The 22,927-nt window shown below is 56.4% G+C and carries 22 protein-coding genes; 8 read left to right on the plus strand and 14 right to left on the minus strand.

Annotation, left to right across the window (positions count from 1 at the left end; all coding sequences use genetic code 11):
* The first annotated feature begins 184 nt into the window (after positions 1-184).
* On the plus strand, positions 185-1,600 hold the full coding sequence (locus AC3GOJ_RS02725) for a DUF2252 domain-containing protein (protein ID WP_488235932.1): 1,416 nt from the start codon (positions 185-187) through the stop codon (positions 1,598-1,600).
* 8 nt (positions 1,601-1,608) lie between these two features.
* A complete protein-coding gene (locus AC3GOJ_RS02730; RefSeq protein ID WP_488235933.1) occupies positions 1,609-1,938 on the plus strand; it encodes a DMT family transporter in 330 nt (109 codons plus the stop codon).
* Here AC3GOJ_RS02730 and AC3GOJ_RS02735 read toward each other — a convergent pair whose 3' ends face one another.
* Both AC3GOJ_RS02735 and AC3GOJ_RS02740 read right to left on the minus strand, forming a co-directional pair.
* Positions 1,939-2,772, minus strand: coding sequence for a hypothetical protein (locus AC3GOJ_RS02735; RefSeq protein ID WP_488235934.1), 834 nt, complete (start codon positions 2,770-2,772; stop codon positions 1,939-1,941).
* 16 nt (positions 2,773-2,788) lie between these two features.
* Positions 2,789-3,331, minus strand: coding sequence for a TIGR00645 family protein (locus tag AC3GOJ_RS02740; protein WP_488235935.1), 543 nt, complete (start codon positions 3,329-3,331; stop codon positions 2,789-2,791).
* A 51-nt stretch (positions 3,332-3,382) separates the two neighbouring features.
* On the opposite strand from AC3GOJ_RS02740, the gene AC3GOJ_RS02745 reads away from it, so the two are divergent.
* On the plus strand, positions 3,383-4,255 hold the full coding sequence (locus tag AC3GOJ_RS02745; protein WP_488235936.1) for a fused MFS/spermidine synthase: 873 nt from the start codon (positions 3,383-3,385) through the stop codon (positions 4,253-4,255).
* Here the strand turns inward: AC3GOJ_RS02745 and AC3GOJ_RS02750 are convergent.
* Together AC3GOJ_RS02750 and AC3GOJ_RS02755 are read right to left on the minus strand one after the other, a co-directional pair.
* A complete protein-coding gene (locus AC3GOJ_RS02750) occupies positions 4,224-4,607 on the minus strand; it encodes an MliC family protein (RefSeq protein ID WP_488235937.1) in 384 nt (127 codons plus the stop codon). The two genes, AC3GOJ_RS02745 and AC3GOJ_RS02750, sit on opposite strands and share 32 nt — an antisense overlap.
* 14 nt (positions 4,608-4,621) lie before the next feature.
* Positions 4,622-6,421, minus strand: coding sequence for an AsmA family protein (locus AC3GOJ_RS02755; RefSeq protein WP_488235938.1), 1,800 nt, complete (start codon positions 6,419-6,421; stop codon positions 4,622-4,624).
* Between the two features lie 395 nt (positions 6,422-6,816).
* Between AC3GOJ_RS02755 and AC3GOJ_RS02760 the strand changes: the two genes are divergently transcribed.
* The 4 genes from AC3GOJ_RS02760 to AC3GOJ_RS02775 all read left to right on the plus strand — a co-directional run bounded on the left by AC3GOJ_RS02760 (position 6,817) and on the right by AC3GOJ_RS02775 (position 10,914).
* On the plus strand, positions 6,817-7,407 hold the full coding sequence (locus AC3GOJ_RS02760) for a TRAP transporter small permease subunit (RefSeq protein ID WP_488235939.1): 591 nt from the start codon (positions 6,817-6,819) through the stop codon (positions 7,405-7,407).
* Between the two features lie 12 nt (positions 7,408-7,419).
* Positions 7,420-8,928, plus strand: a complete 1,509-nt coding sequence (locus AC3GOJ_RS02765) for a TRAP transporter large permease (protein ID WP_488235940.1) — start codon at positions 7,420-7,422, stop codon at positions 8,926-8,928.
* Positions 8,929-8,963: 35 nt separating this feature from the next.
* Positions 8,964-10,061 carry a TRAP transporter substrate-binding protein gene (locus AC3GOJ_RS02770; RefSeq protein ID WP_488235941.1) on the plus strand — a complete coding sequence of 366 codons (1,098 nt, stop codon included), beginning with the start codon at positions 8,964-8,966 and terminating at the stop codon, positions 10,059-10,061.
* A gap of 67 nt (positions 10,062-10,128) precedes the next feature.
* A complete protein-coding gene (locus AC3GOJ_RS02775) occupies positions 10,129-10,914 on the plus strand; it encodes a sulfite exporter TauE/SafE family protein (protein ID WP_488235942.1) in 786 nt (261 codons plus the stop codon).
* Between the two features lie 16 nt (positions 10,915-10,930).
* Here AC3GOJ_RS02775 and AC3GOJ_RS02780 read toward each other — a convergent pair whose 3' ends face one another.
* The 8 genes from AC3GOJ_RS02780 to AC3GOJ_RS02815 all read right to left on the minus strand — a co-directional run bounded on the left by AC3GOJ_RS02780 (position 10,931) and on the right by AC3GOJ_RS02815 (position 21,601).
* Positions 10,931-12,370, minus strand: coding sequence for a LutB/LldF family L-lactate oxidation iron-sulfur protein (locus AC3GOJ_RS02780; RefSeq protein ID WP_488235943.1), 1,440 nt, complete (start codon positions 12,368-12,370; stop codon positions 10,931-10,933).
* Complete coding sequence (locus AC3GOJ_RS02785) at positions 12,367-13,038, minus strand: LutC/YkgG family protein (protein ID WP_488235944.1); 672 nt, start codon at positions 13,036-13,038, stop codon at positions 12,367-12,369. Before AC3GOJ_RS02785 ends, AC3GOJ_RS02780 begins: the two co-directional genes overlap by 4 nt.
* Complete coding sequence (locus AC3GOJ_RS02790; protein ID WP_488235945.1) at positions 13,035-13,808, minus strand: (Fe-S)-binding protein; 774 nt, start codon at positions 13,806-13,808, stop codon at positions 13,035-13,037. Before AC3GOJ_RS02790 ends, AC3GOJ_RS02785 begins: the two co-directional genes overlap by 4 nt.
* Before the next feature lie 7 nt (positions 13,809-13,815).
* Positions 13,816-15,060: a glycolate oxidase subunit GlcF gene (glcF, locus tag AC3GOJ_RS02795; protein WP_488235946.1), complete on the minus strand. Its 1,245-nt coding sequence runs from the start codon at positions 15,058-15,060 to the stop codon at positions 13,816-13,818.
* A 10-nt stretch (positions 15,061-15,070) separates the two neighbouring features.
* Positions 15,071-16,186 carry a glycolate oxidase subunit GlcE gene (glcE, locus tag AC3GOJ_RS02800; protein WP_488235947.1) on the minus strand — a complete coding sequence of 372 codons (1,116 nt, stop codon included), beginning with the start codon at positions 16,184-16,186 and terminating at the stop codon, positions 15,071-15,073.
* Positions 16,187-16,203: 17 nt separating this feature from the next.
* The gene (locus AC3GOJ_RS02805) at positions 16,204-17,664 is read right to left on the minus strand and encodes an FAD-linked oxidase C-terminal domain-containing protein (protein ID WP_488235948.1); all 1,461 of its coding nucleotides are present in this window, start codon (positions 17,662-17,664) and stop codon (positions 16,204-16,206) included.
* Between the two features lie 104 nt (positions 17,665-17,768).
* Entirely contained in the window at positions 17,769-20,573 is a 2,805-nt protein-coding gene (gene ppc, locus AC3GOJ_RS02810) for a phosphoenolpyruvate carboxylase (protein WP_488235949.1), read from the minus strand.
* A 134-nt stretch (positions 20,574-20,707) separates the two neighbouring features.
* A complete protein-coding gene (locus AC3GOJ_RS02815; RefSeq protein WP_488235950.1) occupies positions 20,708-21,601 on the minus strand; it encodes a LysR substrate-binding domain-containing protein in 894 nt (297 codons plus the stop codon).
* A gap of 118 nt (positions 21,602-21,719) precedes the next feature.
* Between AC3GOJ_RS02815 and AC3GOJ_RS02820 the strand changes: the two genes are divergently transcribed.
* Complete coding sequence (locus AC3GOJ_RS02820) at positions 21,720-22,178, plus strand: c-type cytochrome (RefSeq protein WP_488235951.1); 459 nt, start codon at positions 21,720-21,722, stop codon at positions 22,176-22,178.
* On the opposite strand, the gene AC3GOJ_RS02825 is transcribed toward AC3GOJ_RS02820, so the two are convergent.
* Positions 22,179-22,643, minus strand: a complete 465-nt coding sequence (locus tag AC3GOJ_RS02825) for a hypothetical protein (RefSeq protein ID WP_488235952.1) — start codon at positions 22,641-22,643, stop codon at positions 22,179-22,181.
* Positions 22,640-22,834 carry a hypothetical protein gene (locus tag AC3GOJ_RS02830; protein WP_488235953.1) on the minus strand — a complete coding sequence of 65 codons (195 nt, stop codon included), beginning with the start codon at positions 22,832-22,834 and terminating at the stop codon, positions 22,640-22,642. Before AC3GOJ_RS02830 ends, AC3GOJ_RS02825 begins: the two co-directional genes overlap by 4 nt.
* Between the last annotated feature and the right edge of the window lie 93 nt (positions 22,835-22,927).

Here is a 22,927-nt window from a genome sequence, read left to right on the forward strand (position 1 = left end):
TCTTCATCTTTACAGCGTTATCTCAGAACTCGTTAAAGCACTGAATTGTGCGCTGCAACATAATGAATTATAGAGCCCCCAAATCCCCTGTCAAGAAAATTTTGTGCAATACAGCAAAAATGTTGTATCACCACCACACACTGCGACATTTCCCAGTTAGCCCGGCTTGCGGCATCATGACGCTATGGCACACGACACCCTCAAATCATTCCTGCGAACACCCAGCTCGATTAAAACGCGATTGGCCATGGGCAAAGCCTATCGCCAGAAAACGCCACGCACGTCGCTGGGCGATTACCGAGCACAACATGGTCGTCTGGATGCGGTCAATATCATCCACCGTCAGGCCGAATCGAGAATCCCGGAACTGATTCCCATCCGTCACGCCCGGATGGCTGCGGATCCTTTTGCATTCTTCCGGGGCGGCGCAGCCATCATGGCCCACGATCTAGCCCCCTTACCGTCCGTGCCCATCAACGTGCAGCTCTGCGGTGATATGCACGTCAGCAACTTCGGTTTTTTTTCCACGGCAGAGCGGCGGCTGGTCTTCGGTATCAACGATTTTGACGAAACACTCCCCGGAAATTTTGATTGGGATCTGAAACGGTTGGCGGCCAGCGCCATGATTGCCGCCCATGCGCTTGGGCAGGATGATGTCTTCGGGGAGCTCATCATCAGGCGCATGAGCGTCAAGTATCGCCAATATCTGGCACGCTATGCAGAAACCCCCTATATTGAGCTCGCCCGATCGTATATTGATGATGAGCGCATTATGCACCGTGCCAAAACAACCGGAGCAACTGATGCCGCATGCCGCTACGTCGAAAGCCAGATGTCCAAGGCCCGTCAAAATACCAACCAGGGTGTGCTCGGTAAGCTGATAGAAACTGTCGATTCTCAACAACGCTTTATCGAGAACCCGCCTTTTGTCATGCATCTGGACAAAACGATGTACGGCACCCCCATCCCGGATGTTATGGACGAAGGGCTGAGAACCTATGCCCGCTCTCTGCCATCCGACCGTCGTCATATTCTGGAGCGCTACCGGCTCGTTGACAACGCGCGTAAAGTGGTTGGCATCGGCAGTGTCGGTCTGGGCTGCTGGATCCTCTACATGGAGGGTATTGATGGTTCAGACCCGCTCTTCCTGCAGACTAAGCGTTCGCTACGCTCGGTGCTGGCACCCTATTTTCCGGACAAGCAGTTCCGTTCGCAGGGAGAACGGGTTGTTCATGGCCAACGGCTGATCCAGGGAGCACCAGATCTGTTTCTAGGCTATGGCACGACCCGGGATAGCGACTTTTATGTCCGCCAACTACGCGACATGAAGGGCGGGATATCGATCGGTAGTGGCAAGGGGGATATTGGCGTTGCCGAATTCCCGGATTATGCATCCCTATTCGGCTGGGCCCTGGCCAATGCCCATGCCCGCTCCGGCGACCCGGCGCTGCTGGCTGGGTATTGCGGCCAAAGCGAACGTCTGGACGATGCCCTCGTCCGCTTTGCCAAAGCCTACGCCCAGCAGAATCTGGCCGATTACGACGTCTTTATGCGTGCCATTCGAGCCGGCACGCTCAGCTGTGCGCAATCCGGCTACTGAGAATCTCTATGAGCAACCCCTGGTTTCTACTCATTCTGGCCGGCATCTGTGAAATTGGCTGGCCGCTCGGTTATAAACTGGCGCAAGCCAATGACGGTCTCCGTCAGATCGCCTGGTTCGGGTTCTCCGGCGTGTCCATTGTGCTGAGCGCATGGTTACTCTGGCTGGCCCAGAAGGCGATTCCCATTGGCACAGCCTATGCAGTCTGGACCGGCATCGGCGCAGCTGGCACCTTCATGCTGGGCATTTTGCTCTTTGGCGAGCAGTCATCTCTGATCCGCTGGCTGGGTGCCGCCATGATTATTGGTGGCGTCATTATTCTCAAATCCGGCCAGTAATTACCTACCGAGGGCACCAACAGCACGCAAGTAGCCATAAATCTGCCGGGCCATCATCTGGCGCTCAGCGGCCGGGCGTTCTGGCGCAAGTGCCGGCATGGCCGTCAGCGGATTTTTACCCGAAGGATCCAGTACCCAGGTGGCAAAACGGGCAAACGATTGCCCGCTAGCCCACTGCCCCAGGTCAATCGGCAATTTGCTGCCGCCAACGCCGTTGATCTGGTGGCACGAAAGACAATATTTCTCGGTGAGCGCCGCTCCGGCACGGTAACGCTCCGGCAACATCGGTGGATATAACCGTGCCAGACGGTTGGCATCCATGACGGTCACCTTAGTCACCTGATAGGGCCAATAAGTGGCGCCGTCCGCTTGCAGTTCCGGATGCAGGAGATTATCCCAGACCAGATACCACGGCCCCAGACTGACCCGGTGATTTAAGGGCGGCGTTTCCACACTGAAATCATCGCCGTCAGCACGCGCATAGACCAGATAGGCCGGGTACTTTAACAAACGGGCGGCCGGCACGATGGAAAGATATCCATCCATCGCTTCAAAGCCGATCCGTGCATCGGATCTGCGCCAGCCCTCACCCAGCCAAGTATCAAGTAACGGCACTGCCGGATACCCTGTGTAGGTCGCTTCGACAGGTTTCAATGGGGTTGAACGGTGTGGCTCGATCACCGTAATCGGTGCAGAGATCAAACCATCAAGGTGGACACCGGGTTTGGGCAGCGACACATCGGCAGCTGAGGCGAACACGGCAGCCCCTGCCATGAATCCAATCGCACCTTGTCGGACCAGGCGTCGCAAATGCGCTAAAGTGTTCTTGGACATACCCACTCCAATAAAGTCAGTGCGCTTCATGTGCCGCCCGACTGAGCAGCAGCGACTGGTTCATGAGCTTGTCGACCAGCACCATGGCCAGTGCCGAGAAGAGGAACACGATGTGAATGATGACCTGCCACAGGATCGTATGGTTATCCAGATTGGCGGCATTGATAAAGGTTTTGAGCAGGTGGATCGATGAGATCCCGATGATGGCCGTCGAGAGTTTGATTTTCAACACCCCGGCATTGACATGCGACAACCACTCGGGCTGGTCCGGGTGGTCGTCCAGATGCAGACGCGACACAAAGGTTTCGTAGCCGCCAACAATTACCATGATCAGCAGGTTGGCGATCATGACCACATCAATAAGGCCAAGTACCGAGAGCATGATGACGGTTTCGCTAATATGCTCTGTAAATGCGCCAACGGCGAGGTGCTTCAGTTCGATCATGAACTGATAGACATAAACGACCTGGGCAACGATCAGACCCAGATACAACGGCGCTTGCAACCAGCGGCTGGCAAAAATGAGGGATTCCATCTGTTTGGATCGGGTGTTTGCCATAGAGCACATCCTACCTGTGTTTCGTAAAAGACCCCCGATTATACTGTCGGTATGACTGCTGCGCTTTTCGAACTCCCCAGCCCATTTGATACCGAACTGGGTGTGGTTCGTCTCCTCGAACCACCGACCTCTGATGCCGCCAAGCTGACCGAACAACTGAAGCGCGGCACTTACGGACGGCCCTTTCTGGTGGAGTACGACGGGCTACTCAGCCTGTATTTCACGCTGAGTCTGGTGCAGAGCAGCATGCAAATCAATCGCCCGGACCATCTTGATCTGGCCTATACACGCAAAATGATGGCCTTCCTGCCGTTTTATCCACGGCCCAAAGGCTTGCTGTTACTCGGCATGGGCGGCGGTTCGCTGGCTAAATTCTGCCACCGGCATCTGCCAAGAGCCGATATCACGGTCGTAGAAATCGATCCGGATGTGATCGCCTTCCGTGATGCCTTCAGGGTACCGGCAGATAATGATCGCTTCCGGATTCTCTGTGCCGATGCCGCCGCCTATCTACCCGCACATGATCTGCGGACGGATATCATTCTGGTTGATGCCTTTGATGGTCTGGGGATTGCGCCCGAACTCTCCAGCCCGGATTTCTACGCACAGGCTTACAATAAACTCTCGGCTAACGGCATTCTGGTCATGAACCTGGCCGGCGACAAAGCCGGATACGACGATCCGCTGGCGCAGCTGGCCCATTGTTTTGATGACCGTGTACTGTCACTCAAAGTCCGTGATGGGGGCAACCAGATTGCCTTTGCCTTCAAGAATCCGGACTTTCATCCCATGTGGCACCGGCTGAAACCGGTCGCTGTAGAACTGGAACGCAAGCTGTGTCTGGAATTTCCGTGGTATCTGGAGATGCTACAAAAAAACGAACGACGCGCCGTCAATCTGCCACGCAGGTCTCGCGACCATTAATCGTGCCATCCTGACCTTTGATCCAGAAGACAAAGGACTGGTCCGAATTCACGTAACGCGCACCACTTGCACTCAACGCCTGGCGCAGGTAACGGGTGGTGTTACCACTTTCGATGGTCGCTGTTTGCTGGGCGTTATCAAACGTCACGAAGAGCCGTCCGCTTTCCGGGCAGGTATAACGCACCACATAGGGCTTGCGTGGACGCGGGGCATCGGCACGATACTGCGGTGGAATTTCTGATACCGGCGATGGGCGTAGTTCTACAGCCTGTGCCTGCTGTGCATTAACAGTGGTGACGGTTGAACACGAACCCAGAGCAGACAACACCAGAACAGAAATACGAACTTTCAAGACAATCTTCCTTGTCAATGAGTAATGGCCAGGCCACCAGCCACCTGTGGCCAGGGCCGCAAGACGTTATCACAGGGATTAGAACGCGTCACCACAGATGCCGCATTTTGAGCGATCAGCGAGACGCCGCCGGTCACAATGGCCAGACCCACGCCGGCGGCCTGTTTAACGACACCGCTTTTATTGATTCCCATGCTGGGATTCATCAGCGTTCCGTTGATCTGAACCAGGCCGGCCGGATTGACCCCGGTTGTCAGTCCGGAGCGTTGTTGCGGGTAAATTTTTAGCGCCAACTTTTCTGCACCGAGATCGATGTTCCCATCCAGCGTCACATCCAGTCGATCAGAGCGCATACCCACACTCTGGTTGATCCGCATTTGGCCGTTCTGGAAAGGCAGATAAGCCACCAGACACTGAATATCGTTCTGATCAGTGCTCTTCCTCAAGGGGTTCACCGCATTCAGCACGCTAACCAGAAAATCACCACTATTATTGAACAACGCGCTACTCACCACCGCCGGTCCAACCGAGATCTGTGCTTCACCAGATACACGAGAGGCAATGGCATGGGGTGTTGCGCCGCGGCTATTCAGATGAAACGCCATCACCGTCGGGCCACCAGATAATTGTTTACTTTCCCCCAACTGGGCCATCAGGTGCCCGAGGGTAAATCCGGTGGCATAACCGCGCACCTGGATGGCTGGCTGCGTACCATGCATATCCGACACCAAACCGGTCGCCGTTACCCGCCCTTCTCCGAGTTGAAAGCTCAGGGGCGCAATGGTGAGCTTGTCCTGGGGGGGGTGCTGAGTCCCCGTATCCGCAATGATCTTGGCACTCAATTGCTGCAGCAGCAGGCCATCCGGTAGTGTGAGTGCGGCAATATCGAGCGACAGGTTGCCCTGCCATATCGGCCATTGATCAAATCCGATCAGGGAATCACTGAATACCCGTCCGGACCGGTTCTGCTGGCGTGCATGCGCGTTAGCCCTTGGGCCTAAGAGTGGCCGTAAATCTAGAGCCTGGCTCTTTATCTTCAAATCAACCAGCGGTGCGCTAGAAGACCCCAGGTTCAAGGACCCCTGCATCTGGGCGGCCTGACCCGCCATTGTCAGATTCAGATCAAGCTCCAGTGGCACACCAGCGCTACCAACACCCGACATCAGACGCGAAAATGATGTTGTTTTACCCTTCAGGACTATAGGTAGATTGTTGAGGGTGAAGGCACCATCCACAGCGGACTGCATTCCGGACGCCGAAATATCGAGGCGATTGATCGCTACGGATTCAGACCGCACCTGCGTCTGGTCACGATAATCAATCTGAACCTGGTTGAGATGAATCTGATCGACATCAAAGACAAAGCTATTGTCATCAGCACCCGGTGCCGATGCTGGCGCAGTAGATTCCAGTAGCCAGTTACCTGCCACGTTCTGTCCCGGCGGTGCCGCTTGCAGTGAGACCACAGCTTTTTCCAGGGTCACATTGTCGACCTCGATCCGTTTATGTAATAGCGGCAGCCAGCGTAGTGTCATGGCCACACGGCCAGCACTGACCATATCCGGATCTGCTGCCCACGAGGGATTCGACAGCGTCACCTGTTCAGCAGACACAGAAATACGTGGAAACAACGAGATTGCGACCGGCCCACGGATCTGTAGCGCTCGCCCGGTCACCGATTTCACTTGATGCGCTGCGATCTGCACAATTTTGCCGGCATCAAGGCTAAGAGCCAGATAAAAAAAGGTGGCCACAAGCCCGAGGATAGGCAACCCGATCACGAGCCCGATTTTTTGGTGCTTACTCAAGTTCATGGGTATCTGCTCAACGTGTCTTTGAAAAAGCGCCAATTTATCGGCGCTCATATACCAATAACTTATCAGCTCATGGCCAATTTGTCATAATTCAGTAAGCTTATCTCTGTATAGTGTCTATCACATCCACGGGAGAGGATGTGCTGTCCGGTAAAGCTGTATCCCGGACGAGGAGAATCCGGCCTAACCCACTTTTAAGATAAGAATCGGGCCCGATGGGAGCCCCGGCCTGATGGCCGGGGTTTCTTTTTTTACAGCGTGAGATCTCAACCGGCTAATTTTTTTCATACCCCTAGTAACGGTATTGAATATTTTTCATGGCTTGCGTAATCGATTACTCTTATAGTGAGATCTACGCTGCAACTATAAACAACCTAATAACAGAGAGACTCTACGTGCACGCACTTCTGTCCTTCTCGCGCCTGATTGACGCGATCAACACCAGGATTGGCAAAGCCGCTGCCTGGCTGATTCTTGGTGCGGTGCTGGTCAGCACCGTTAATGCACTCATCCGATACGGCTTCAGCATGAGCTCTAACGCCTGGCTAGAGTTGCAGTGGTATCTCTTTGCAGGCACCTTCCTGCTCTGCGCCCCCTGGACGCTAAAGTGCAACGAACACATCCGTATTGATGTGGTTACAGGCCGTTACTCACCCCGTGTCCACGCCTGGATCGACATCATTGGGGGTCTACTCTTTCTGATTCCGATGTGTCTGGTCATCCTGTGGTCGGCCATTCCCTTTGCCTGGGACTCCATCGCCACCATGGAAAATTCCAGCAATGCAGGCGGCCTGATTGTCTGGCCAGCCAAACTCCTGATCCCGGTGAGCTTTACGCTCCTGCTGCTGCAGGGCATTTCGGAAGTCATCAAGCGCTTTGCCTTCCTGCAGGGCCTCATTGACGGTAAGGAATTTGAAAAGGGTGGTGGCCATGGGGCCACGCCGGACGCTGTCGAAGTTGCCGAAGCAACAACCGGCAACAAATAAGGGAGCGCCAAAATGCCATTAGATTTTCTAACCCCGTTCATCGGCGACTACATGGCGCCGATCATGTTTATCGGCCTCGTTGTCTTCCTGCTGTCCGGTTACCCGGTGGCCTTTGCCCTGGCTGCCAATGGCCTGATGTTCGCCCTCCTGGGTATCGGCATGGGCATGTTTACGCCGGACTTCCTGCAGGCGCTGCCTAACCGGGTATTTGGCATTATGGCCAACGATACCCTGCTGGCCATTCCGTTCTTTACCTTCATGGGATTGATTCTCGAACGCTCCGGCATGGCGGAAGACCTACTCGACACGATTGGCCAGTTATTTGGCCCGATCCGTGGTGGCCTGGCTTTTGCCGTCATTTTTGTGGGCGCCCTACTGGCCGCAACCACGGGTGTGGTTGCCGCATCGGTGATCTCGATGGGTCTAATCTCACTACCGATCATGCTGCGTTATGGGTACGACCGTAAATTGGCAACCGGCGTCATCGCTGCCTCAGGTACGCTGGCTCAGATTATTCCACCATCCCTGGTGCTGATCATCATGGCCGACCAGTTAGGTCGTTCCGTCGGTGATATGTACGCGGGTGCCATGATTCCGGGTCTGGTGCTCACAGGGATGTACGTCGGTTATGTCGCACTCGTGGCCTTCTTCAAGCCTAGCAATGCCCCGGCGCTGCCACTGGAAGCCCGCTCTCTTAGTGGTAGCAAGTTGCTGGTTCGCTCGCTGCTGGTGCTGGTGCCCCCGCTGTTCCTGATCTTCCTGGTGCTCGGTACCATCTTCCTCGGTATTGCCACCCCCACCGAGGGCGGTGCCATGGGTGCCAGCGGTGCGCTGCTGCTGGCTATGTCGAAGAAGAAGCTGAACTGGAGTCTGGTGCGTCAGGCCGTGGACTCGACAGCCAAACTGTCGTCATTCGTCCTGTTCATTCTGGTCGGCGCCACGGTCTTCGGTCTGGTCTTCCGAGGTGTCAACGGTGATCTGTGGGTTGAACACCTGCTGACCTCGCTACCCGGTGGCGAACTGGGCTTCCTGATCGCCGTGAACATCATGTTCTTTGTGCTGGCCTTCTTCCTAGACTTCTTCGAGCTGGCCTTCATTCTGGTACCGCTGGTTGGGCCAGTGGCCGAGAAGATGGGCATCGACCTGATCTGGTTTGGCGTGCTGCTTGGCGTCAACATGCAGACCTCATTCATGCACCCACCGTTTGGCTTCGCTCTCTTCTACCTGCGCTCCGTGGCACCCGGCAAAAAATACATCGATAAGATCACCGGCAAATCCATGGAACCGGTCACCACCAGCCAGATTTACTGGGGTGCCATTCCCTTCGTTGTCATTCAGATCATCATGGTCGCGCTGATCATCGCCTTCCCGGATCTCGTCTCGGTCGAGAAGAAGGAAGTGTTTGATGACAGTAACGCCGAAATCGTCCTTGAAATCGATCAGGAAACAGCGCCTGCACCAAGCAGCGATAGCTCACCCAATCTCAAATTCTCAACCGAAGAGCCCGGTGAGAAGAAGTAATCAGGCTCAACCAAAAAATCCTCAGGAGACACAACATGGATCGTCGTAATTTTCTTAAGAATGTCGGTATCGGCGCCGCTGCCGGCACGGCAACCCTGATCACGTCGGCGCCCGCAATTGCGGCCACCCCCAAGGTCAAATGGCGCTTGGCTTCAAGCTTTCCCAAGACACTCGACACCGTGTATGGTGGTGGCGAAGATTTCTGTAAGCGTGTCGGTGAACTGAGCGAAGGTAACTTCGAAATTCGTTCCTTTGCTGGTGGTGAAATTGTGCCGGCCCTGCAGGTCATGGATGCCGTTAAAGACGGCACCGTTGAGTGCTGCCATACCGCGCCCTACTACTTCTTCGGCAAAAACGAAGCCTTCGCTTTCGACTGTTCGGTACCGTTCGGCATGACCGCGCGTGCCCAGAATGCCTGGATGTACTACGGCGGTGGTCAAAAGCTGCTGGCAGATTTTTACGCCCAGTACAACATCGTCAGCCTGGCCGCTGGTAACTCGGGCTGCCAGATGGGTGGCTGGTACCGCAAACCCATCAAAACTGTGGCCGACCTCAAGGGTCTGAAGATGCGCGTCGGTGGTTTCGCTGGCCGCTGCATGGAAAAGCTGGGCGTTGTGCCTCAGCAGATTCCTGCGGGCGACATCTATGCCTCGCTAGAAAAAGGCACGATCGATGCCGCTGAATGGATCGGTCCGCACGATGATGAAAAGCTGGGTCTGTACAAAGTTGCCCCGAACTACTACTTCCCGGCCTGGTGGGAGCCGTCAACCCAGTTCTCGATCATGATCAACAAGAAAGAATGGGACAAACTGCCAAAGATCTATCAGCAGATTCTGGAAGTCGCCGCTGCCGAAACCAACGTGCGTATGCTGGCCGAGTACGATTACAGAAACCCGATCGCTCTCGCCAAGTTGCAAAAGGCCGGTGCCAAGCTCAGCCCATTTTCTAACGAAATCCTGGAAGCCGGCTTCAAGGCCACCAACGAGGTTCTGGAAGAAACCGCTGCGAAGAACCCGGACTTCAAGAAGATTTACGAACCGTGGCGCCAGTTCCGTAACCTGGAATTCCAGTGGTTCAACGTCACCGAGCAAGCCTATGCGAAGTTTGCATTCCACAGGAAACTCGGCAAGTAACTCCCGCTCTCCCTCTGGAGTATTTGGGGTCGCTTTGCGACCCCATTTTTTTACTTAGAATGTCATTATGGATTTCTTTGCCAACCCGTTGGGGCTGCTACTGGTAGCCGGCGGTGCCTTCCTAGCCGGCGCGATGAACGCGCTTGCCGGCGGTGGCACCTTCTTCTCATTCCCAGCGCTGCTGGCGGCCGGTGTCCCACCGGTCACCGCTAACGCCAGCAATACAGTGGCCCTCTGGCCGGCAAGCCTGTCTAGCGCCTGGGTTTATCGTCGTGAACTGGCGAAACATCGGGAATGGGTAATCGCTCTGACGATTGTTGCAGCGATTGGTGGGATTGCTGGCGGACTGCTACTGCTCGCCATCTCGAACAAGGCCTTCACCCAGCTCATCCCCTGGCTGCTCCTGGTCGCCACCGCCCTCTTCGCTTTTAGTAAACAGATCAGCGGCCTGGTTGCCAAAACCAAGGCCCGCCTCGGCATTCATTCAACGGAAGACCAGCCGCATAGCAAAGGCGGTCTCTTCTTCCAGTTTCTGGTCACCGTGTACGGGGGCTTCTTCGGTGCCGGCCAGGGTATCCTGACACTCGCTGCCTTAGCGATCCAGGGTATTGAAAACGTTCAAGAGCTCAATGCGCTGAAAAACTGGATCTCTGCTGTGACCTATACCGTGTCGGCACTGACCTTCATCATCGCCGGTGCGATTGACTGGCCCTATACCCTGCTTATGGTCGTGACGGCCACACTGGGCGGTATGGTCGGTGCCCACATCGCGCGTTACCTACCGGCCATCTGGCTCAAGCGACTGGTCATCGGCGTGGGTAGCGCAATGACCGTCATCTACTTCCTCAAATAAATGGACAACCGGGACACTAGTCCTGGTTGCCCCGATTTTTGAACTGATCCCTGAATCGCCGCGATGCCGGCTGCATGGCCTGATGATTGATGGTCCAGCCGCCTTGCTTCCGTGGCGTTAGAAAACGGAAACGTGACGCACACCACGTAAACAAGCGGTAGAGTTTCGGGTAACGGTAAGTAGCCGCCCAGCCATGCCAAAGCGCCATGGCCACGGAAGAATAGGCCGAACCGGCACCGCGTACCGCATCACTGGCTGTTGCCGGATTCTGATAGGCCTCGGTCCGTAAACGGATCAATAGATCCGGTATCGGAATCTTGACCGGGCACACTTCGGCACAGGCACCACATAAGGTCGAGGCAGTTGCCAGACCGTAAGTAGCATCCAGTCCCAGCAGATGGGGCGAGATAATTTTACCGATAGGACCTGGGTACGTCGTACCGTACGCATGTCCCCCGACCCGCGTATAGACCGGGCAGTGGTTCATACAGGCACCGCAGCGAATGCATTGCAGGGTGGCACGTAATTGATCGTCTGCGTAAGCCTGAGTACGCCCGTTGTCGAGCAGAATCAGATGAACCGCATCCGGGCCATCCAGTTCATCCGGTTTGCGCGGCGACGAAATCATATTCACGTAGGTGGTAATGGCCTGCCCCGTTGCTGAGCGGGTCAGCAGGCTGAGCAAGGGCGGCACATGTTCAAGCTTCTCAACCACCTTCTCGATACCCGTGATCGCGATATGCACACGCGGTACCGTAGTGCTCATACGGCCATTCCCTTCGTTCTCAACGAGGCACAGAGTCCCTGTCTCGGCCACCATAACGTTAACGCCGGAGACGCCGATATCGGCCGCGGCAAACTTTTCCCGGAGTACCCGACGACCAATCTGAATCAGCTCATCTACGGAGTCGGTGTAATCCACACCGGGAATACGCTCGGCAAAGAGCTCGGCAATCTCCACCTTGGTCTTGTGAATGGCCGGCATGATGATATGAGACGGTTTTTCATCGGCCAGTTGGACGATGTATTCCCCCATATCAGATTCCAGCGCGTCGATGTTGACTTCCTGGAGGGCATGGTTCAGCTCAATTTCCTCGCTCACCATGGATTTACCCTTGATGACCGAACGCGCACCATGACGCTTGGCGATATCGACAAAGATCCGGTTGGCTTCGGCCGGTGTTGATGCCCAGTGCACCTGGATACCATTCGCCGTGAGTTTGCTTTCGAGTTGTATCAGGAGATCCGGCAATCTGGCCAGGCTGTACTTCCGGATCTGTTCACCGAGCGAGCGCAGCCGCTGCAGCGCTGCATCATCAGGGAACTGTGCTGACCGCTTGGCCTGCAGAAAATCCATAGCGCCGCGCAGGCTCTTTTGCAGATCCGGATTGGCGACCACCTGTTTGGCGCGTTCACGAAACTCGCTGACCGGGACAAAATGCAAAGGTTGACTCATCGTGCATCCTCCACGAGCATGACGACCAGTTGCTTCGGGCCATGAGCACCGTAGGCCAACGTCTGCTGAATATCAGCTGTTTTAGACGGGCTGGAAACCAGCACCACATTGGTCGGCATGCCTTCTGACCAGCCTTGCTGCTGCATCAGATCAAACAGTGAGCCAACGACCTGACGGGCTTGGACCACCACAATGTGCACCGGCGGCACCAGCGATAGCAAGCGTGGTGATTGTGGGCCACTCCAGAGCACCACGGTGCCCGTTTCGGCAATCGATGCCCGCGATAAGGTCAGCCCGGCATCAATCCCATTTAAGAGTGCAGGTGTCTCGGTATGTGCTGCAACCACCGGTAATACGCCACAGGCCGCACAGAGCGATTCACTCAAGGCCAGATCTGACAGGATCTCCGGGCCAATCGCCAGTGTTTGTAGTTTTTTCTGCCGAATCACCGCCGTCAAGGCACCGGCCAGACACGCAGATGTGGTGCGATGCACCTCGGCCATGGCATTGGTCAGATTCAGAACCAGCCGCTCAATCAGCGTCTGCTGATCTTCCTGTGGCTGGTCGGCATAGAAGCCAGACACATCGGGTTGCGCTAATGCGGGCGGTTGAGCGGAGCGCAACCGGTTCAGAATCTGTTCGCGGGCAGTCGTTGTAGCATGGGTCATGATTGTTCTTTCGTGCTGAGACCCAGATTGCGCGCCAGAAGAAAACTCGCCAGGTGCAAACCCTGGATGTCTGTACCGACTTTTTTGGCATGGCCGGTAATATTGAGCATGCAGCCACAATCTCCGGTAATCAGCACATCGGCCCCACTCTGTGCAATGGCTGTCACCTTGTCGCGCACAATACCCCCGGAGATTTCCGGATGGCGCACGCTGAACAACCCGCCAAAACCACAGCATTCCGATTCATGATCCTGGATCTTCAGCGTCACCTGATTCAGCTGGCCCAGCAAAGCACGGGTAGTTTGCAAGGCATCTGTTTCCCGACGCGCCGAACACGATGTATGCAAGACGACATTCGCAGGCACACCGCCATCCGTCAATTGAACACCCAATACCGATACCAGAAACTCAGATAGCTCCCAGACACGGCTGGATACATTGCTGGCCGCTTCAGCATCGGCGGTGTCTTTGAATAAAGCCGCATAGTGATGCCGCATCATGCCTGCACATGAGCCTGAAGGGAGCACAATCGGCCACGGCTCGGGAAAAAGATCCAGCTGTTGGCGCGCGACTGCCCTCGCCTCATCCGGCTGGCCACTGGTGTAGGCCGGCTGGCCGCAACAAGTCTGATCTTCCGGAAAATGCACGCGTACCCCGGCCCGCTCCAGTAAGGTCACGGCATCCAGCCCGGCCTGAGGCACAAATAGATCAACGAGGCAGGTGCAGAAAAAATAAACATCGGTGCACGGCGGCGTGGTGTTTTTACTCATAAAAACCTCAGATCATGCGATCAATCAGTTCCACCCAGTGACGCACCGGTAGATCGGTGCCCGACTGCAGGTGGTTAATACACCCCACATTACCCGAGACGATTTCATCGGGCGATGTTTTGAGAATATTGGCTAGTTTCCGATCCAGCAGGGTTTGTGACATAGCGGGCTGCAGCATGGCATAGGTACCGGCCGACCCACAGCACAGGTGGCTTTCGTTACAGAGGCGCACGTTGACACCCAGCTTGCCGAGCAAGACTTCCACCGCGCCACGAATCTTCTGCCCATGCTGCAGCGTACACGGCGGGTGGTAGGTCACTTGCTCAGGTAGACCCGCCGCCTGCTTCGCAGTCACCAGTGCCTCCAGCGCTGGCGCATAGGCCGGCAGAATCTCACTCAGATCTTTCGTCATGGCCGAGATACGCTTCGCCTTCTCGGCATACCCGGCATCATGGGCCAGTAGCTCGGCATAATCTTTGATCATCACGCCACAGCCCGAGGCATTGATCACGATGGTATCTAAGCCCTGTTCCACATAGGGCCACCAGGCATCGATATTGGCCTTGATCTGGGCATGTGCACCCTCATGGTCATTCAGGTGCTGGCGAATGGCGCCGCAGCACCCGGCATCGGATGCGATGATTAAATGAATACCCAGCTTGTCAAAAACCCGTGCCGTCGCCGCATCCACATTGGGCATCAGCGCCGGCTGCACACAACCAAGATGCAACAGCATCTGAGGCGCTTTCGGCTGGCGCGCCGCATTCACTGGCCAGACACCTGCCGGCGGCACCACCTGGATTTTTTTCTTAAGCGCGGCCGGCATCAACGGCCGCACCAGACGGGCAATCCCGAATAGACCACTAAACAGGGCCCGACGGCTCAGTGTTTCGCGAATTAGCCAGTGCTGCACCTTCTGGTATAACGGACGGGGGACACGTTCTTCCACATAACGCCGGCCGATATCTACCAGGCGTCCATAGCGAACGCCGGACGGACAGGTCGACTCACAGTTACGGCAAGTCAGACAACGATCCAGATGCGATTGGGTCTTGGCTGTCACCGGCGCACCTTCGACCATTTCTTTCATCAGGTAGATGCGGCCGCGAGGGCCATCCAGCTCGTCCCCCAGTACCTGATAAGTCGGACATGTTGCCGTACAGAAGCCACAGTGCACACACTTGTTGATAATCGACTTGACGGTGTCGATGTCGTCGACATTCCGGAATCCGGGCGAAATAGTTACCTGCATGGCATCACCCTCACAAATCCCGGTACAAGCGACCGGGATTGAAAATCCCCTGCGGGTCAAAGGTCTGTTTCAGACGCTGATGCACCGCCATCAATGCCGCGGACGGTTGATCGAATACCTCGACCAAGCCGATACCTTGCGCCTGGCGATTATCAAAGCACATGGCATGTCCCCCCAGACTTCGTGCCAGAGCGCGTACTTTCTCTGCAGTATCCGTGGACCAGACCCAGCGCTGCGCACCGCCCCACTCGATCAGTGGATCATCCGCACCCTGAAGATCCTGCGCGGTGACAACTCGTGCCGTCTGCGGTAGCGACAAACGCCAGAGCACGGCCGGTGCCGACCCCTGGCTGAAAAATGGTGCCGTCTGATCGCGCAACCCCGCCCATAGCGTAGCCGCATCAACCTCATTCAGACGAACACCGCCCAGCTGCTGGATCGCCGAATCGACCGCCGCCCGCGCACCCGACAGTCGCACGTGCAACACCCCGGACTGCCAGGCGGTTGCCGAAAGCGGTAATGGGCGACCCGACCAGGCATTGACCTGTTCGTTGGCACGAGCGGCATCCATCTCGAAGCGCAAGGTCGCCGTCGACGGGGCCACCGGCAACACCTTGAGCGACACCTGGGAGATCAGACCCAGCACGCCTAATGAACCCGTCATTAAACGCGAGACGTCATAGCCTGCGACGTTCTTCATCACCTGGCCGCCAAACTTGAGCACGTCACCCTTGCCATCAATCACGTGCATGCCCAGCACAAAATCACGAACCGCACCGGCAAAGGGTCGAGACGGCCCGGAAAGCGCCGTCGCAATCGTGCCTCCCAACGTGGCCTCTGAAACACCACTGCAACGATGGCGTGGCGGCTCGAAGGCCAGCATCTGGCCACGATCAGCCAGCACCTGTTCCAGCTCGCGTAGCGAGGTCCCGGCACGGGCCGTCAGTACCAGTTCGGCTGGATCGTAATCCACAATGCCGCTATGCCCCGTGGTGCGCAGCACGGTCGATGTGCTGACCGCATTGCCATACCAGTGCTTGCTGCCGCCGCCTTCAATCGATAGTCGACCACCCGCAGCCGCGGTATCGCGAATCTGCGTGATCAATTCGTTTGTCAAATCACTCATGGGTGTTCTTCCAGCATCTAGAAGCGCGGTAAATCCGCATGGGGCATGTGGCCATGATGCACGTGCATGCGACCATATTCGGCACAACGGTGCAGGGTCGGAATCGCCTTGTCCGGATTCAGCAGCTTGGCCGGATCAAAAGCCGCTTTCACACCAAAGAAGGCATCCCGCTCTTTCTCGTTAAATTGCATACACATGGTGTTGATCTTTTCGATCCCTACCCCGTGTTCACCCGTTACCGTGCCGCCCAGGGCCACACAGGCTTCCAGAATTTCGTTACCAAAGGATTCGGCCCGATGCCACTGATCCGCATCCGAACCATCAAACAGAATCAGCGGGTGCATATTGCCATCGCCCGCGTGGAACACATTCATGCAGCGCAAGCCATAACGGTCTTCCATCGCCTTGATCTGCTTCAGCAAGGTGGCAATATGTTTCTTCGGAATGGTGCCATCCATACAGTAGTAGTCTGGCGAGATACGGCCGGCAGCCGGAAACGCATTTTTGCGCCCGCTCCAGAAGACCATGCGCTCAGCCTCGGTTTCCGATACCTGAATACGGGTGGCACCCGATTGACGCAGTACGTCACTCATCCGCTCGATTTCTTCGGCGACTTCTTCAGCCGTTCCATCGGATTCACAGAGCAGAATGGCTTCGGCATCGAGGTCATACCCCGCATGTACAAATTCTTCCACGGCACGGGTCGCCGGTTTATCCATCATTTCCAGACCGGCCGGAATCAGGCCGGCGGCAATCACATCGGCCACAGCATTGCCGGCTTTGGTCATATCATCAAAGCTGGCCATAATCACCCGGGCCACCGGGGGTTTCGGTACCAGGCGCACCACGACCTCGGTCACGACCGCCAGCATGCCCTCACTACCGATCATGACTCCCAGCAGATCCAGTCCCGGCGCATCCAGGGCTTCTGTGCCAAATTCAACCACCTCGCCGCCCATCAGTACGGCACGGACCTGAATCACATTGTTCACAGTCAGGCCGTATTTGAGACAGTGCACCCCCCCTGAATTCTCGGCCACGTTGCCGCCAATCGAACAGGCGATCTGACTCGATGGATCCGGCGCATAGTAAAGATCATACGGGGCTGCGGCTTCCGAAATCGCCAGATTACGCACACCCGGCTGCAGGATGGCACGCCGGCTCAGCGGATCAATATCCAGAATGCGGTTCATCTTGGCGGTAGACAGGACGATCCCTTCGGCCATGGGCATGGCGCCGCCCGACAAACCGGTGCCGGCACCGCGCGGCACCACTGGCACGCCGTGCGCCAGGCATAGACGCAGAATCGCTTGCACCTGGGATTCGTTCTCGGGCAAGGCGACGGCAAGCGGCAGTTGCCGGTAAGCGGCCAGGCCATCACATTCATAAGGCGCCGTGTCTTCCTGCTTCCACAGCAGATTAGCCACGGGAATAACCTCCCCGAGCGCATGAATCAGACGTTGTTGCGAGTCGTTCATAAGTGGTGCCTGCACGATGATGACATCTTGTGATTATAGAAACGAACTTCGCGCACCAACATGAATCCTTTTGCCGGCCAACATGAGTAAAATTCACGCCGTCATTAACCCGTGTTTCTGAGCGCGGCGGCAATCCCGTTAATGCTCAGGTGAATGCCACGCTGCACCTTCTCACCGGCCTGCCCCAGCCGGTAACGGCGGATCAGTTCCAGCTGCAGATGATGCAGTGGATCAATGTACGGGAAGCGGTGACGGATCGAACGGGCCAAACCGGGGTTGCCGGTCAGCCGGTGTTTTTCACCGGTGATCTGAGCCAGTGCCTCGACGGTGCGCTGCCACTCCGCTTCTATGGCCTTGAAAATCTTCTTGCGTAAACGGCTGTCCGGCACCAGTTCAGCGTAGCGGGAGCCCAGTGCCAGATCACTCTTGGCCAGGACCATATCGATATTGGAGAGTAGCGTCCGGAAAAACGGCCACTCCTTGTACATGCGTTGCAGCAGAGCGAGGCGCGCCTTGCGACCCGCCAGTTTTGTATTGTCACCCGCCAGATAATCAGCCACCGCTGAACCAAAACCATACCAGCCCGGCAAGGTCAGGCGACATTGACCCCAGCTGAAGCCCCAGGGAATGGCCCGCAAATCCTCGATCTGCTCGAGCGCCTTTCGTGATGCCGGTCGCGAACCGATATTGAGTTGCGCCAGTTCCTTGAGGGGTGTGGCCGCAAAGAAATAATCCGTAAAGCCGGCTGTACCGTAAACCAGCTGACGGTAGGCCTGCGTACTGGATGCCGACAGGTCCGCGGCCACCTCATGAAAGGCAGCCGGCGCAGTCTTCGTCGGCTGCAGCAAGGTGGCTTCCAGTGTCGCGGCGACCAGCGTCTCCAGATTCCGGCGACCAATTTCCGGATTGGCGTACTTGGAGGCAATCACCTCCCCCTGCTCGGTCAGGCGGATCTGGCCGCGCACTGTACCCGGTGGCTGCGCCAGAATGGCCTCATAACTGGGGCCACCGCCACGACCGACCGTACCACCACGGCCATGGAACATCCGCAGCTGGATGTTATAGCTATTTGCCAACTGCTCGAACAGATTCACCAGTGCAATCTCGGCACGGTACAGCTCCCAGTTGCTGGTGAAGATACCACCATCCTTATTGCTGTCGCTGTAACCCAGCATGATGTCCTGCTCGCCGCCGGAACGCTTCACCAGATCGGCAATACCGGGCAATGCATAGAAATCCCGCATGATCGGCGTGGCGTTGCGCAAATCGGCAATGGTTTCGAACAGCGGCACCACAATCAGATCAACCACCGCTCCTCGATCCAGCGTGCCCCGCATCAGGCCGATTTCCTTACAGAGCAACAGGACTTCCAACAGATCGCTGACCGTCTCCGTGTGGCTGATGATGTAATGGCGGATCGCCATACGGCCATAACGGGCAATGACCTCACGCGCCATCTCGAAAATCGCCAGCTCGTCGTTAAACAACACAGAATAAGTCGCTGTCGGTACCCGCAACGGGCGCACATCATTCAGCGCATTCAACAGACAAGCCTGGCGCGCCTGTTCATCCAGCGCCGAATAGTGGGTGCACAGACCGGACGTGGCGAATAGTTCCGCCACCACGGCTTCATGCTTGTCCGAACTCTGGCGTAAATCAACGGTGGCCAGATGGAAACCGAATACATCCACTGCCCGCAGCAACGGATGCAGGCGTTGTAGCGCCAGGGATTCTGCGCCCTGAGTTTGCAGACAGACTTCAATGGCCTCGAGATCCTGCTTGAACGCGCCGGCATCCGGATACGCCAAGGATGCCGCCTCATTTGCAACAACGCCACCAACCACCAGAGTGTGCAGCGTCGCCTGCAGACGTTCATGAATGCGGGTCAGTGCCCGACGATAGATTTCATCAAGCCGGTGTTCACTGTGGTCGGCCGAAGCCGCGGCCAGGGCCACCACCGCCGGCGTAAAGTCTGTCATCATGGAGGATTGCGACAATTCTCGCGCAAGAGCCTTCACTTCTGTCAAATAGTGGCGCAGCGCCACCTCACATTGGCGGTGGATGGCGTAGGCCAGCGTGGCTGCCGTGACGTTCGGATTGCCATCCCGGTCGCCACCGATCCAGTGCCCCATCCGGAAAAAACTTGCGATCGTCTTGCCCGGCAGATCCATTTCCAGATTGGCATACAGACGCGGAATTTCAGTCAAGAACGTGCTGTTGTAGTAACTCAGCGCGTTCTCGATTTCATCAATGACCGTCAGCTTGGTAAAACGCAGCAGACGGGTCTGCCAGAGTTGCGTGACCCGCCCGCGAATCTGCTGCTCGTTACTCTGGAGGCGGCGTTCGAGCAAAGGGTTCGGCTTTTTCAACGTAGCGGTTTCACCTCGGATCGTATCGCGCTCGGCCAGCAACTCGGCAATGTCCCGCTCGGCATCCAGAATACTTTTACGTTGCACTTCGGTCGGATGAGCCGTCAGTACCGGCGACACGTAGGCCTGTGCCAGGGTCTGGGCAATGGTTTTGGTGCTTTTGCCATGGTCGTGCAGCTTTTGCAGGGCGGCATCAATACTGCCCGGCTGCAAACACCCTGCCCGCTCGTACACGGCCCGCCGACGAATGTAGTGCCGGTCTTCCGCCAGATTGGCCAGATGGCTGAAATAGGTAAAGGCGCGGATCACCCGTACCGAGTCTTCATCACTCAGATGCTTCAGCAGTTTTTTCAGACGGCGATCAGCCGCCTGATCAGCATCCCGGCGAAAAGCCACAGACAGGCTGCGAATCTCTTCGACCAGATTAAAGACCTCGGCACCTTCCTGCGTGCGAATCACATCGCCCAGAATGCGTCCGAGCAAACGGATATCATCGATCAGTGGCTTTTCGGCATCCTGCTTCTGACGGCGTACTTCCATGACTCACCCTTTACCCTTTTATTCTTCATTGCAAATATGGCAAGGGCTGCCGGCACCCGCACCAGACAGCCTTTAAAAATTATAGACAGCCATAGCACCCCTGCATGTGAAAACAATTGGGCAAGTGATGAGAATTATTCAGCCAGTTGGCGCATCTCGTTGGTAAACCACTCGATAAACGCGGCGCATTCCCATCGCTCGGCCACGCCCGGCTTCCAGCATAAATAGTGATGGTTATAGGCCGGAATCACATGGTCAGACAAACGGATCAACCGGCCACTTTCCAGCCAGGCAGAACCCAGCCGGCTACGCGCCAGACACACGCCCAGCCCGGCGGCGGCCGCATCATAGAGCAAGCCGAGGTCATTGAACTTGGCCGTGGTCTTAAGGCGCTGCTTATCCAGGACATAGTGATCAAACCAGCCTTCCCAGGGCTCCAGCTCGCTATGAATCAGCAATGCCCGCGTCACGATCTCATCCTGATCAAAGCCGGCCAGGCCGCCAACTTCATTCAGGTAGTTCGGGCTACAGGCAGGCGACACATGGTCCGACATCAGGTGTACCGACTCGCGGTCAGCAAAGGGTCCCTGTCCGAAACGTACTTCCAGATCGGTTTCCTGCGATACCACATTGAAGAGGGGAATCGAAACCTGCAGCACCAGATCGATTTCCGGATAGGCATAACGGAACAGCCCAAGACGTGGCATCAGTACCTGGCGGGCAAAGGTCGGCGTCACAGCCAATCGCAGTGTCGTGCGGTTGCCCATTGGGCCCAGGGGCTCGGTCACCTGCAGGATGGTCAGCGCTTCGCGTACGCGCTTGAGATAGGCTTCGCCTTCCGGCGTCAGGCTGAAGTCCTTGCGGATAAACAGCTTGAACTTCAGCTGCTCCTCGATCTGGCGAATCCGGTGGCTCACCGCACTGGGGGTAATAAACAGCTCATCAGCGGCCTGCGTCACATTGCGATGACGGGCCAGCGCTTCGAACGCCAGCAAGCCCTGAATATTCGGAACACGCGGAAAAATCACCAGCGACCTCACTTGCCATGGATATCGTTAATTTATGGATACTTTATTGTAGACTGCATCAGGTTAGCCGTTTATACACAAACGTCTATTTTATGAATTCATTCGCACCGGAGGTGGTATGAAGTTGCCAAGCCAGTTTGCACTGATCAGCGCCACAAGCCTCATCCTCGCCGTCAGCAGCGCCTTCGCGGCGAAACCTGCCCCGCTGGATGACGGTATGCCAACCACCCTCCGACCGGCCAACTACAAAGCCAAATACCCCGCAGACCCGGCCAGTATTGCCCGTGGCGAAACGCTGTTCCGAAGTGACAAGCTGTCGACGAATGGCCGCGCCTGTAGTGCCTGTCATGCCGATGCCAGCACCTTTGGTCCAAACTTTACCAAGCCGTATCCGCATCCGGCGATGAACTCCCAGGCCCGCTTTGGCAAGGCCCAACTTCATCTGGACGAAGTCATCCAGGTCTGTCTGCAAGGTCCGCTTCGTGCTACCCCACTGGAATGGGGCTCACCGGAACAGGCCGACTTGGTCGCCTACCTGACCTACGTTCAGAAAACCGGAAAGATGAACGCCCGATAATCAGGCAGATCCAGCTGTCTTAGGCCGACGCCACCAACGCCAGTAAGCGGCGAAGCCCGCCACGGCCAGGAACCCGAACAGGGCAATGCGCACTCGGTTATCCAACAGCATACGGTCAAAACGGCCATATTCCATGCGCTGCTTGATCCCCATCATGAAATCCGAGACCGTATCCTGACAGGGCAGCGCCGACATCTCCGGCACCACTACGTGGGCCGCTGCCACGGCGGGTAACGCGGCCATGGTGCGATGGATCACACCCTGATACAGATCCTGGGCAATATAGGGTGAAAGATACTTGTGTGTATCACCTGCATCATTGAGCACCGCTTGGGTCTCCAAAGCCAGATTCGCACACACCGCACTGGCCAATTGGGCATTCGACAAGCCAGCATCATCTTGAGCTGCAACATCGCCGGCAAAGACGATTCCGAACAGGCACAGCAACAGATAACGCCGAATCATCGGACCTCCCCCTTAACGGTTAACGCATAGGCCATGCGGTGACGTGCGGCATCCTTCATGCGCACACGGGCTCGTTTGGCCGGTGACATGGCCAGACGATGCGCGCGTACTCGGCACGCCACACAGCAGTAGCGAGCATCACTGCGCTTGGGTACAAAGCTCGCCAGACACGTCCAGCAATGGGCGCTCACTTATTGCTCCATTATAAATATTCGTTACGGAGATGATACGCGATTGCCCTCTGTAACGGGTATAAGCGTTACAGAGGTTTATTGGCCGCAATG

The organism is Fluviibacter sp. (genome assembly GCF_057744235.1).

Bases quoted from the DNA above. Each gene is read 5' to 3' on its own strand.
- AC3GOJ_RS02770 (WP_488235941.1), top strand. From the start codon at position 8,964: ATGGATCGTCGTAATTTTCTTAAGAATGTCGGTATCGGCGCCGCTGCC.
- AC3GOJ_RS02780 (WP_488235943.1), bottom strand. From the start codon at position 12,370: ATGAGTCAACCTTTGCATTTTGTCCCGGTCAGCGAGTTTCGTGAACGC.
- AC3GOJ_RS02775 (WP_488235942.1), top strand. From the start codon at position 10,129: ATGGATTTCTTTGCCAACCCGTTGGGGCTGCTACTGGTAGCCGGCGGT.
- AC3GOJ_RS02765 (WP_488235940.1), top strand. From the start codon at position 7,420: ATGCCATTAGATTTTCTAACCCCGTTCATCGGCGACTACATGGCGCCG.
- AC3GOJ_RS02735 (WP_488235934.1), bottom strand. From the start codon at position 2,772: ATGTCCAAGAACACTTTAGCGCATTTGCGACGCCTGGTCCGACAAGGT.
- AC3GOJ_RS02790 (WP_488235945.1), bottom strand. From the start codon at position 13,808: ATGAGTAAAAACACCACGCCGCCGTGCACCGATGTTTATTTTTTCTGC.
- AC3GOJ_RS02805 (WP_488235948.1), bottom strand. From the start codon at position 17,664: ATGAACGACTCGCAACAACGTCTGATTCATGCGCTCGGGGAGGTTATT.
- AC3GOJ_RS02785 (WP_488235944.1), bottom strand. From the start codon at position 13,038: ATGACCCATGCTACAACGACTGCCCGCGAACAGATTCTGAACCGGTTG.
- glcE (WP_488235947.1), bottom strand. From the start codon at position 16,186: ATGAGTGATTTGACAAACGAATTGATCACGCAGATTCGCGATACCGCG.
- AC3GOJ_RS02730 (WP_488235933.1), top strand. From the start codon at position 1,609: ATGAGCAACCCCTGGTTTCTACTCATTCTGGCCGGCATCTGTGAAATT.
- AC3GOJ_RS02745 (WP_488235936.1), top strand. From the start codon at position 3,383: ATGACTGCTGCGCTTTTCGAACTCCCCAGCCCATTTGATACCGAACTG.
- AC3GOJ_RS02725 (WP_488235932.1), top strand. From the start codon at position 185: ATGGCACACGACACCCTCAAATCATTCCTGCGAACACCCAGCTCGATT.
- AC3GOJ_RS02820 (WP_488235951.1), top strand. From the start codon at position 21,720: ATGAAGTTGCCAAGCCAGTTTGCACTGATCAGCGCCACAAGCCTCATC.
- AC3GOJ_RS02740 (WP_488235935.1), bottom strand. From the start codon at position 3,331: ATGGCAAACACCCGATCCAAACAGATGGAATCCCTCATTTTTGCCAGC.
- glcF (WP_488235946.1), bottom strand. From the start codon at position 15,060: ATGCAGGTAACTATTTCGCCCGGATTCCGGAATGTCGACGACATCGAC.
- ppc (WP_488235949.1), bottom strand. From the start codon at position 20,573: ATGGAAGTACGCCGTCAGAAGCAGGATGCCGAAAAGCCACTGATCGAT.
- AC3GOJ_RS02755 (WP_488235938.1), bottom strand. From the start codon at position 6,421: ATGAACTTGAGTAAGCACCAAAAAATCGGGCTCGTGATCGGGTTGCCT.
- AC3GOJ_RS02825 (WP_488235952.1), bottom strand. From the start codon at position 22,643: ATGATTCGGCGTTATCTGTTGCTGTGCCTGTTCGGAATCGTCTTTGCC.